Source organism: Sphingomonas bacterium (assembly GCF_903643065.1).
Taxonomy (GTDB): Bacteria; Pseudomonadota; Alphaproteobacteria; order Sphingomonadales; family Sphingomonadaceae; genus Sphingomonas.
This window is the reverse complement of record NZ_CAHJWX010000024.1, coordinates 1-11,240: the sequence shown is the minus strand read 5'-3', so window position 1 is coordinate 11,240 and position 11,240 is coordinate 1. Positions and strand designations below refer to the sequence as shown.

The window sequence follows — 11,240 nt, the reverse complement described above, 5'->3', positions numbered from 1 at the left end:
AGGTCCGCGCCCGCTTGGCGCCGTCCAGCGCCGACAGCACGCCGCGCAGCGTGCGCACCTCCTGCGCCGACCAGCCCGGCTTGGTGAGCAGCGTGCGCAGCGTCCTGCGCGCGGTGGGGGCGCGATCGGGCGGATGATAAAAGCCGCTCGCCACCAGCATCGCGTCTAGCTGCTCGATCATGCCCTCCAGCTCCGCCTGCGGCGCGGGCGGCTCCAGCGCCACCGCCGGCGGCTGCGCCAGCGCCTCCGCCCTTGACCATTCGTATGCGAGCAGGATCACCGCCTGGGCGAGGTTGAGCGAGCCGAACCGGGGGTTGATCGGCACCGTCACGATCGTGCGGGCGAGCGCCACGTCGTCGGTCTCCAGCCCGGATCGCTCCGGCCCGAACAGGATCGCCGCGCGGCCCGGCTCGGCCCGGATCGCGGCGGCGGCGGCGGCGGGCGTCAGCACCGGCTTGGTGACGCCGCGCTTGCGTACCGTCGTCGCCAACACATGCGTGCAATCCGACGTCGCCGCGGCAACACTCTCGAACACTTCCGCGTCGGCAAGCACATGGTCCGCCCCGCTCGCCGCCGGCCCCGCCGCCGGATTCGGCCACCCATCCCGAGGGCTGACCAGCCGCAATTCGGTCAACCCGAAATTAAGCATCGCACGCGCCGCCTTGCCGATATTCTCGGCGAGTTGGGGCCGGACGAGGACGATCACGGGGGGGGGGGAGAGGTACTTCGACTTGGCTCAGCCCGAACGGAGGTCGGCAGGGCTTCGTTATCCTCGTCCGTTCGCCCTGAGCGAAGTCGAAGGGCCCGTTCGGACGGAGGGGTCGCCAGTGCGTGGATCGCCGCCCGATCCTCCCGGAACAGCGCCTCCTTCCTGGCCCGGCTCCACCCCTTGATGCGCCGCTCCGCCTCCAGCGCCTCCAGCCGGGTCGGAAACTCCTGCGACCAGGCCAGCGTCACCGGCCGCCGCCGCTGCGTGTAGCCCGGCAGCTCGCCCGACTGGTGCGCGCCGATGCTAGCCTCCAGCGCGTCGGTATGCCCGGTATAATAGCTGTCGTCCGCGCACCGCAGCACGTAGGCCCAGAACGTCACTCTCCCGCCACCTCGCCGGCGAACGCCTCGAAATCCTTCGCCTCGCTGAAGTCGCGATAGACGCTGGCGAAGCGGATATAGGCGACGGGATCGAGCGTCTTGAGCCCGGCCATCACCAGCTCGCCGATGCGGTGCGCGGTGACCTCGCCCTCGCCCGCCGTCTCCAGCTGGCGCTGGATACCCGACACGAGCTTCTCCAATCGCGCGGGCTCCACCGGCCGCTTGCGCGCGGCGATCGCCAGCGAGCGCAGCAGCTTGTCGCGCTCGAACGGCTGGCGCCGGCCGTCGGACTTGAGCACGGTCAGCTCGCGCAGCTGGATGCGCTCGAACGTGGTGAAGCGCGCGGCACAGCCCTCGCACTGCCGCCGCCGCCGGATCGCCGCCCCGTCGTCGGTGGGGCGGCTGTCCTTCACCTGGCTGTCCTCATGCCCACAGAACGGACAGCGCATGCGCTACCCGTTGTAGATGGGAAAACGGGCGCACAGCGCGCGGACGCGCTCGCGCACCGCCGCCTCGACCTGGCCGTCGCCGCCCTCGCCCATCCTGGCCAGCCCGTCGAGCACGTCGGCGACCAGGTGGCCGATCTCGCGGAACTCGGCCGGGCCGAAGCCGCGCGTCGTGCCCGCCGGCGAGCCGACGCGGATGCCGCTGGTCTTGACGGGCGGCAGAGGATCGAAGGGGATGCCGTTCTTGTTGCAGGTGATGCCGGCGCGCTCCAGCGCCTCGTCCGCGTCGCGGCCGGTGACGCCCGGCCCGTTCTTTCCCAGCGGCGTCAGGTCGATCAGCGCCAGGTGCGTGTCCGTCCCGCCCGACACCACGGCGGCGCCGCGCTCCTCCAGCGTCGCCGCCAGCACCTTGGCGTTCTCCACCACGGCGGTGATATAGCCCTTGTAGCCGGGCTCCAGCGCCTCGCCGAACGCCACCGCCTTGGCGGCGATCACGTGCATCAGCGGCCCGCCCTGCAGCCCCGGGAACACCGCCGAATTGAGCTTCTTCGCCAGCGCCTCGTCGTCCGTCATGATCATGCCGCCGCGCGGGCCGCGCAGCGTCTTGTGCGTGGTGGTGGTGACGACATGCGCGTGGTCGAAGGGCGACGGATAGAGCCCGGCGGCGACGATGCCGGCGAAATGCGCCATGTCGACCATGAAATAGGCCCCGACCCGGTCGGCGATCGCGCGGAAGCGGGCAAAGTCGATCCGGCGCGGATAGGCGGAGCCGCCGGCGATGATCAGCTTCGGCCGCCGCTCCAGGGCGAGCGCCTCGACCTGGTCATAGTCGATCAGGTGGGTGTCGCGCGTCACGCCATATTGGACCGCGTCGAACCACTTCCCGCTCATCGCCGCGCGGGCGCCGTGGGTCAGATGCCCGCCCGCGTCCAGGCTCATGCCCAGGATCGTGTCGCCCGGCTTGACCAGCGCCAGCATCACCGCGCCGTTCGCCTGCGCGCCCGAATGCGGCTGGACGTTGGCATGGGCACAGCCGAACAGCGTCTTCGCCCGATCGATCGCGAGCCGCTCGACCTCGTCGGACGGGCCGCAGCCCTGGTAATAACGCTTGCCGGGATAGCCTTCCGCGTATTTGTTGGTGAACACGCTGCCCTGCGCCTCCAGCACGGCGCGGCTGACGATGTTCTCGCTGGCGATCAGCTCCACCTGATCCTGCTCGCGCCGCAGCTCGCGCGCGACGCCGGCGGCGACGGCCGGGTCGGCCTCCGCGAGCCGGCGCGTGAAGAAGCCGGAGGGCTGGAGGTCGGTCAGGGTCTGCGGCTGCGTGCTCATGCGGGCCGCCATATCGCCTCACGCGGCGGCGCGCCACCGCGCAGCGACACCGGCGGATCAGATCCTCACCTCCGTCCCGATCTCCACCAGCTGGTCGGAGGGGATGCAGAACGAGCTGCCGGTCGAGGCGGTGTTGCGCTGCAGGGAGACGAACAGCGCCTCGCGCCAGCGTGCCATGCCGGGGATGCCGCGATCGGCGATCACCGTCTCGTGACCGATATAATAGCTCAGTCGCTTCATCTCCTCCTCGCTCAGCCGGACGGGGGCGTCGCGCAGGCCGCGCGGGATGTCGATAGTTTCCATGAAGCCGAAATGGAGCACGACCCGCGTCACGTCGTCGGCGACGCGAGTCACCGCCGCGCGCCGCTCGGGCGCGACGAACGGCGTCTCGCAGGTCATCACCGAGACCAGCAGCACGCGCTCCTGCAAGGCCTGGTTGTGGCGCAGATGCGTCGTCAGCGACAGCGGGATGCCATGGGTCGCAGCACTCAGGAAAGCGCCGACGCCGGGCGTGCGCGCGACGGGCCCGGCGGTCAGCCGATCGAGGAACACCGCCTCGTCCTGCCGCTCGCCGGCGCGGCGCCGCTCGACCAGGATCACGCCTTCCCGCCAGGTCAGCATCAACAGCGCGATCAGTCCCGCGATCAGCAGCGGAAACCAGCCTCCTTCCAGCAGCTTGGTCGAGTTGGCGGCGAAGAACACCAGATCGAGCAGGAAGAAGCCGCCGTTGACCGCCACCACGAGCAGCGGGTTGTACCCCCAGCGGATCGCCACCAGCGCCGCCAGGACGGTGGAGATCGCCATCAGCCCCGATACCGCGATGCCATAGGCGCCGGCGAGCGCGTCCGACGAGCGGAACATCAGCACCGCCGCCAGCGTGCCCGCCGCGAGCAGCCAGTTGGCGAGCGGCAGATAGACCTGGCCGCGCTCGTGCTCGGCGGTATGGCGCAGCCCCAGCCGGGGCAGGAAGCCGAGCTGGATCGACTGCTGCGTCAACGAGAACACGCCGGAGATGATCGCCTGGCTGGCGATCACCGTCGCCGCCGTGGCGAAGGCGACGAGCGGGTAATGCGCCCAGCCCGGCGCGAGGCCGAAGAACGGGTTGGCGAGCGCCGCTGGATCGGCGCCGACCAGCGCCGCCTGGCCCAGATAGTTAAGCACCAGCGCCGGCAACGCCACCGCGAACCAGGCGAGGCGGATCGGCGTCCGCCCGAAATGGCCCATGTCCGCGTACATGGCCTCCCCGCCCGTCACCGCCAGGAACACCGCGCCGAACACGGCGAAACTGACAGGCAGCGGCGCATGGAGCACGAAGCCGGTCGCGCGCAGCGGATCGATCGCGCCGAGCACGCGCGGGTGCGCGGCGATGTGGACCAGCCCCAGCGCCGCCAGCGCCGCGAACCACAGCAGCATCACCGGCCCGAACACGCGCCCGATCGTCCCCGTGCCCCGGCTCTGCGCCGCGAACAGCCCGATCAGGATGGCGACCGACAGCGGCAGCACCGCCGGCGCGAGCGAAGGCGCATCGGCCTTCAACCCCTCGACCGCGCTCAGCACCGAGATCGCGGGCGTGATCGCGCCGTCGCCATATAACAGCGCCGCGCCGACCAGCCCGAGCACGAGCAGCGCCGCCTTCGGCGTCCGCGGCTTGGCGTCGCGCGCGCCGAGCAGCGCCAGCATCGCGACCACCCCGCCCTCGCCGCCATTGTCCGCGCGCAGGATCAGCAGCGCGTATTTGACCGACACCACCAGCACCAGCGACCAGATGATCAGCGACGCGACCCCGATCGCGGCGGCGGCGGGCGCCATGGCGGCGGCGTTCACCGCGACCTTGAACGCGTAGAGCGGACTGGTGCCGATATCCCCATACACGACGCCGAGCGCCGCCAGCGACGCCGCCGCCCCCGCCCGGCCGATCGAGCGGGCACGGCCGGGCGGTGCAAGAACGTCAGACATCGACGCGCCCTACGCCCGCCCGCGCGCCTCGTCACGGAGCATCGTCGCGCCGCCGGGCGCCGGCCTGACTACGAAAAAGCCATGCCTGGCCGGTCCGAACGACCTGTTGTTCCAATACGGCCCCGACCATGTCCTTCTCGCATGGAGAAAGGGTGTCGCATGTCCGCCGTCGCGCATCTGTTCGTCTCGATCGCGCTGCTCGGCACGCTGCTCCGGGTGCTGGCGCGCCAGCGACGGTCGATCCGCATGGAAGAAGAGCAGCTCGGCCGACTCGCCGAGATCGTCCGGGACCGCGAAGCGCGATAACCGTCATCCCTGGCGCCGGGCCGGCGCCTCGCCCGTATTGACGCTCGCCATGACGGGGTGCGCGCGCCATAGCGCCGGGATGAGCGGCAGCACCATCATCACCGCGCCGGCTCAGCCGGTTGCCGATCATCAGCCGCACGGCTCCACCCGGACGCTGGCGCTGGGCGCGCTGGGGGTGGTGTTCGGCGACATCGGCACGTCGCCGCTTTATTCGCTCAAGGAGAGCCTGGTCGGGCCGCACCCGCTGCCCGTCGACCAGCCGCATGTCTTCGGCGTGCTGAGCTTGGTGTTCTGGACGATGATGCTGATCGTCACGGTCAAATACGTCCTCGTCATCCTGCGCGCGGACAATGGCGGCGAGGGCGGCAGCCTGGCGCTGCTCGCGCTGATCGCGGATCGGGTCGGCGAGCGGCGCTGGACGGGGGGGCTGGTGATGCTGGGCATCGCCGCGACCGCGCTCTTCTATGGCGACGCGATCATCACGCCCGCCATCTCCGTCCTGTCGGCGGTGGAAGGGCTCAGCGTCGTCGAGAGCGGCATGACGCGCTTCGTCTTGCCGCTGTCGATCGGCATCCTGGTGGCGCTGTTCACGATCCAGCGGCACGGCACGGCGCGGGTGGGGGCGCTGTTCGGGCCGGTGATGGTGTTCTATTTCGCGGTGATCGCGGTGCTCGGCGTCACCAACATCGCGGCGCATCCCGCGATCCTGGGCGCGATCAACCCGTGGTGGGCGCTCAACTTCTTCCTGCTCGATTTCCGCCTCGCCTTTCTGGCGCTGGGTTCCGTCGTGCTGGCGGTGACGGGGGCGGAGGCGCTGTACGCCGACATGGGTCATTTCGGGCGCCGGGCGATCTCGATCGCGTGGCTGTACGTGGCGCTGCCGTGCCTGATGCTCAACTATCTGGGTCAGGGCGCGCTGATCCTGGGCCAGCCCGACACCGTCCAGAACCCCTTCTTCCTGATGGCGCCCGCCGCCGCGCGGCTGCCGCTGGTGATCCTGGCGACGCTGGCGACGGTGATCGCCAGCCAGGCGGTGATCTCGGGCGCCTATTCGGTGACGCAACAGGCGGTGCAGCTCGGCTTCCTGCCGCGCCTGCGGATCGAGCATACCAGCGAGACCGCGATCGGCCAGATCTATGTGCCGCTGGTCAACTGGGCGCTGCTGATCCTGGTCGTCGCCCTGGTGCTGGGCTTTCGCGGCTCGGGCGCGCTCGCCGCCGCCTATGGCATCGCGGTGACGGGGACGATGTTCATCACCGCGCTGATGCTGGGCGTGCTCACCGTCTCCGTCTGGCGCTGGCCCCGGCCGCTCGCGTTCACGCTGACCGGGTTGTTCGTCGTCGTCGACGGCCTGTATTTCACCTCCAACGCGACCAAGATCCCCGATGGCGGCTGGTTTCCGCTGCTGGTCGCCGCGATCGCGTTCACGCTGCTCACCACCTGGGCGAAGGGGCGGCAGATCATGCGCGCGCGGCTGGCGGAGGGCGCGATGTCGGCCGAGCTGTTCGCCCGCTCCGCGCGCGGCAGCTTGGAGCGGGTCGCCGGCACGGCGGTGTTCCTGTCCTCCTCGCGCGAGGGCGTGCCCCACGCGCTGCTCCACAACGTCAAGCATAACAAAGTGCTGCACGAACGCGTCATCATCGTCACCGTGCTGATCGGCAAGGTGCCCACGATCGGCGCCGACGCGCGCCTGGAGGTGCAGCCGATCGACGACCGGTTCGTCCGCGCGATCCTCCACTATGGCTTCATGGACGAGATCGACGTGCCAGCGGCGCTGAGCGCGATCCGGATCGACGGCGGCCCGCTCAAGCCGATGGAGACCAGCTTCTTCCTCGGCCGCCAGACGCTGATCGCGTCGGAGCGGCCGGGCATGGCGCTGTGGCGCGAGAAGCTGTTCGCCTGGATGGTCCGCAACGCCGAGAGCGCGATGGACTTCTTCAAGCTGCCGACCAACCGCGTCGTCGAACTCGGTTCGCAGCTGGAGATCTGATCGCCGCGCCCGGACGGCGCGACCCTATGCAAATACTATGGAGATCATCCCCCGCCCGTCTCGCTTCGCTACGGACGGCGGGCCTAATCCACCCCCCTCGTCATTAGCGCCGCCGACCTGGAGGCGCCGCCTTGGGGGTTCCGATGAAGCTGGTTCTGGCGCTGGTCGCCACCTTGTCCCTACCGTTGACGGCCGGTTCCGCGCAGGCGCAGAGCAGCGCGCCTGACGCGACCGCGCCGGCGCCGATCTGCACCGACCGCCCCACCAAGGCGAACGCGGCCTGCACCGTGCCGGCGGGCGTGGTCCAGCTCGAAACGGACCTCGGCAACTGGACGCGCAACACCGACGGCGGCGTGCGCACGGACGTGGTCCTCTACACCAACCCGTATCTGAAGCTCGGCGTCGGGCCGCACACGGATGTGGAGGCGAACATCGCGCCCTATGTCACCGCGCGCGCGTCCGCCGGTGGGTCGCACGACACGATCGGCGGCGTCGGCGACCTGTACCTGCGCGTCAAGCAGAGGCTGAGCCCGTCCGACAGCAAGGTGCAGATCGCGGTGCTGCCGTTCGTCAAGGCGCCGACCGCCAGGCTCGGCATCGGCAACCGCCGCTGGGAAGGCGGCGTCGCGGCGCCGGTCGTCTTCTCTCTGCCGCAGGGCTTCACGCTCAATTTCGGGCCGGAGGTCGACCTGCTCGCCGACGGTGACCGCCACGGCCGCCACGCGCAGCTGGTCGGCATCGCCAATCTCGCCAAGTCGGCGGGCAAGGCGACGATCTACGCCGAGTTCTACAGCGCGCAGAATTACGATCCGGCGGGCACGGTGCACCAATATTCGGCCGACACCGCGATCGCCTATCTGCTCAGCCCGACCCTGCAGATCGATGTGGGCGGCAATTTCGGCCTCAACCGCTTCACGCCGGACGCACAGGTCTATTTCGGCCTGTCGACCAAGTTCTGACGGGGACCATCGTCATGCAGGACCTGCTCTGGATCGCCGTGATCGTCGGGCTGCTCGCCCTGACGCTCGCCTATGTCCGTCTGCTCGAAAGGGCGTGAGGCGATGAGCATCGATCTCATCCTCGCCGCCCTGACCGCGCTCGGGCTTCTCATCTATCTCGTGGCGGTGCTGATCCGTCCCGAGCGCTTCTAGGAGGCGTTGCCATGACGCTGTCGGGCTTGATCCTCGTCCTCGCCTTTTTTGCGGTGCTGCTGGCGCTGACCAAGCCGGTCGGCACCTGGCTGCATGCGCTTTACGAAGGGCGGCGCACGCCGCTCCATCTCGTGCTCGGCCCGGTCGAGGCCGGCTTCTACAAGCTCGCCGGCGTCGATCCGAAGCAGGAGCAGAGCTGGCACCGTTATGCGGTCCACATGCTGGTGTTCAACGCGGTGCTGGCGCTGTTCAGCTATGCGCTCCTGCGCGTGCAGTTCTACCTGCCGCTCAACCCGCTGGGCTACGCGGGGCTGCCGCAGCACCTGGCCGCCAACACGGCGGTCAGCTTCACCACCAACACCAACTGGCAGAGCTATGCGGGCGAATCGACGATGTCGAACCTGTCGCAGATGCTGGCGCTGACCATCCACAACTTCACCAGCGCCGCGACCGGCATCGCGCTCGCTTTCGCGCTGTTCCGCGGCTTCGCGCGGCGCGAGACGACGGGGATCGGCAATTTCTGGGCCGACACGACGCGGATCACGCTGTACCTGCTGCTGCCGATCTCGATCGTCTACGCGCTGGTGCTCGTCGCCACGGGCGTGCCGCAGACGCTGGCGGGCTCGATCGACCTCACCACGCTGGAGGGGATCAAGCAGACGCTGGTGCTGGGCCCGGTCGCGAGCCAGGAAGCGATCAAGATGCTGGGCACCAACGGCGGCGGCTTCTTCAACGCCAATTCCGCGCACCCGTTCGAGAACCCGACCGCGCTCAGCAACTTCCTCCAGATGCTGTCGATCTTCGCGATCGGCTTCGGCCTCACCTGGACGTTCGGCAAGGCGGTGCGCGACACGCGCCAGGGCTGGGCGATCCTGTCGGCGATGATCCTGATCGTGCTCGGTGGCGTCGCAATGGTCTATTGGCAGGAGACGGCGGGCAACCCGGTGCTCCACGGCCTGGGCGTCGGCGGCGCCAACATGGAGGGCAAGGAGGTCCGCTTCGGCCAGGCCGCCTCCGCCTTGTTCGCGGTGGTCACCACGGCGGCCTCGTGCGGCGCGGTCAACGCGATGCACGACAGCCTCACCGCGCTGGGCGGGCTGGTGCCGCTGTTCAACATCCAGCTGGGCGAGGTCGTCGTCGGCGGCGTCGGCTCGGGCATCTACGGCTTCCTGCTGTTCGCGATCCTGGCGGTGTTCGTCGCCGGGCTGATGGTCGGCCGCACGCCCGAATATGTCGGCAAGAAGATCGAGGCGCGCGAGGTCAAGCTCGCGGTGCTCGCGATCGCGGTGCTGCCGCTGGTCATCCTGGGGCTGGCCGCGATCAGCTCGGTGGTGGCGCCCGGCCTGGCGGGGCCGCTCAACAAGGGGCCGCACGGCTTTTCGGAGATCCTCTACGCCTTCACCTCGGCGGTCGGGAACAACGGATCGGCCTTTGCCGGGCTGACCGCCAGCACGCCCTATTACGACGGCATGCTCGCGGTCGCGATGTGGCTCGGCCGGTTCTTCGTGATCGTGCCGATGCTGGCGATCGCCGGCAGCCTGGCGGGCAAGCGGTACACGCCGCCGTCGGCCGGCTCCTTTCCCACCACCGGGCCGCTCTGGGTCGGGTTGCTGGTCGGCATCGTGCTGATCCTGGGCGGCCTCACCTTCCTGCCCAGCCTCGCGCTCGGACCCATCGCCGATCATCTCGCGATGATCCACGGCCAGCTCTCGTAAGGACGCGTCACATGGCTCGCGCCGCCACCAAATCGCTGTTCACCGCCGACCTGCTCGCGCCGGCGATCGGCGACGCCTTCCGGAAGCTCGACCCGCGTCAGCTGGTCCGCAATCCGGTGATGTTCGTCACCGCCTGCGTCGCGACGCTGCTCACGGTGCTGCTCGTCGTCGGCCACGACACGCTGGGCGTCGGGTTCAAGGTCCAGCTGATCATCTGGCTGTGGCTGACCGTGCTGTTCGGCACGTTCGCCGAGGCGCTGGCGGAGGGGCGCGGCAAGGCGCAGGCGGCGTCGCTGCGCGCCACCAAGGCGGAACTGACTGCCAAGCGCCTGAAAGGCGACGCGGTCGAGCAGGTCGCCGCCAGCCAGCTGCGCGCGGGCGACCTGGTGCTGGTGTCGACCGGTGACCTGATCCCGGCGGACGGCGAGGTCATTCGGGGCGTCGCCAGCGTCAACGAGGCGGCGATCACCGGCGAGAGCGCGCCCGTGATCCGCGAGGCGGGCGGCGACCGCTCGGCGGTGACGGCCGGCACGCGCGTCATCTCCGACGAGATCCGCGTGCGCGTGACGGCCGACCCCGGCCAGGGCTTCCTCGACCGCATGATCGCGCTGGTCGAGGGCGCCGAGCGGCAGAAGACGCCCAACGAGATCGCGCTCACCATCCTGCTGGTCGGCCTGACCATCATCTTCCTGATCGCGGTCGGCACGATCCCGGGCTTCACCGCCTATGCCGGCGGCCAGGTGCCGGTCGCGATCCTGGCGGCGCTGCTCATCACGCTGATCCCGACCACCATCGCCGCGCTGCTGTCCGCGATCGGCATTGCGGGGATGGACCGGCTGGTCCGCCACAACGTGCTCGCCAAGTCCGGCCGCGCGGTGGAGGCGGCGGGCGATGTCGACGTGCTGCTGCTCGACAAGACCGGCACGATCACGATCGGAGACCGGCAGGCGTCCGAGTTCCGCGCGATCGGCGGCGCCAGCCCCGGCGAGCTGGCGGAAGCGGCGCTGCTCGCCAGCCTCGCCGACGAGACGCCGGAGGGCCGCTCGATCGTGGTGCTGGCGCGTGACAAGTTCAGCGTCACCCACACCGAGCTGCCGACGGACGCCGAGGTGATCCCCTTCACCGCGCAGACCCGCATCTCGGGCGTCCGGATCGGGCAGACGCTGATCCAGAAGGGCGCGGTCGACTCGATCCTGCGCGCCAACGCCGGCGCCGGCGAGACGGCGGCGGCGACCGAGCTGCGCCGCGTCACCGA

Annotated in this window: 11 protein-coding genes; 6 read left to right on the top strand and 5 right to left on the bottom strand. The window is 70.0% G+C overall.

Annotation, left to right across the window (positions count from 1 at the left end):
• From HUU95_RS01915 to HUU95_RS01895, 5 genes are all read right to left on the bottom strand, one after another.
• On the bottom strand, positions 1-706 hold a 706-nt coding region (locus HUU95_RS01915; protein WP_174278547.1), incomplete at its 3' end, for an RNA methyltransferase.
• Positions 703-1,089, bottom strand: a complete 387-nt coding sequence (locus tag HUU95_RS01910) for a GIY-YIG nuclease family protein (protein WP_174278546.1) — start codon at positions 1,087-1,089, stop codon at positions 703-705. The genes HUU95_RS01910 and HUU95_RS01915, both read right to left, overlap by 4 nt.
• Complete coding sequence (gene nrdR, locus HUU95_RS01905; RefSeq protein ID WP_174278545.1) at positions 1,086-1,538, bottom strand: transcriptional regulator NrdR; 453 nt, start codon at positions 1,536-1,538, stop codon at positions 1,086-1,088. The genes HUU95_RS01910 and nrdR overlap by 4 nt, the downstream gene beginning before the upstream one ends.
• 3 nt (positions 1,539-1,541) lie before the next feature.
• Positions 1,542-2,867: a serine hydroxymethyltransferase gene (gene glyA, locus HUU95_RS01900; protein WP_174278544.1), complete on the bottom strand. Its 1,326-nt coding sequence runs from the start codon at positions 2,865-2,867 to the stop codon at positions 1,542-1,544.
• A 57-nt stretch (positions 2,868-2,924) separates the two neighbouring features.
• Positions 2,925-4,823, bottom strand: coding sequence for a potassium transporter Kup (locus HUU95_RS01895; protein ID WP_174278543.1), 1,899 nt, complete (start codon positions 4,821-4,823; stop codon positions 2,925-2,927).
• Between the two features lie 159 nt (positions 4,824-4,982).
• Here HUU95_RS01895 and HUU95_RS01890 point away from each other — a divergent pair, with 159 nt between their 5' ends.
• From HUU95_RS01890 to HUU95_RS01865, 6 genes are all read left to right on the top strand, one after another.
• A complete protein-coding gene (locus tag HUU95_RS01890) occupies positions 4,983-5,129 on the top strand; it encodes a hypothetical protein (RefSeq protein ID WP_174278542.1) in 147 nt (48 codons plus the stop codon).
• Between the two features lie 79 nt (positions 5,130-5,208).
• The gene (locus tag HUU95_RS01885) at positions 5,209-7,119 is read left to right on the top strand and encodes a potassium transporter Kup (protein ID WP_174278541.1); all 1,911 of its coding nucleotides are present in this window, start codon (positions 5,209-5,211) and stop codon (positions 7,117-7,119) included.
• A 143-nt stretch (positions 7,120-7,262) separates the two neighbouring features.
• The gene (locus tag HUU95_RS01880; RefSeq protein ID WP_174278540.1) at positions 7,263-8,078 is read left to right on the top strand and encodes a transporter; all 816 of its coding nucleotides are present in this window, start codon (positions 7,263-7,265) and stop codon (positions 8,076-8,078) included.
• A gap of 102 nt (positions 8,079-8,180) precedes the next feature.
• Positions 8,181-8,270, top strand: a complete 90-nt coding sequence (kdpF, locus tag HUU95_RS01875) for a K(+)-transporting ATPase subunit F (protein WP_174278539.1) — start codon at positions 8,181-8,183, stop codon at positions 8,268-8,270.
• 11 nt (positions 8,271-8,281) lie between these two features.
• A complete protein-coding gene (gene kdpA / locus HUU95_RS01870) occupies positions 8,282-9,985 on the top strand; it encodes a potassium-transporting ATPase subunit KdpA (protein WP_174278538.1) in 1,704 nt (567 codons plus the stop codon).
• 11 nt (positions 9,986-9,996) lie between these two features.
• Positions 9,997-11,240 (top strand): HAD-IC family P-type ATPase (locus tag HUU95_RS01865; protein ID WP_174278537.1); only part of this gene is annotated, 1,244 nt, incomplete at its 3' end.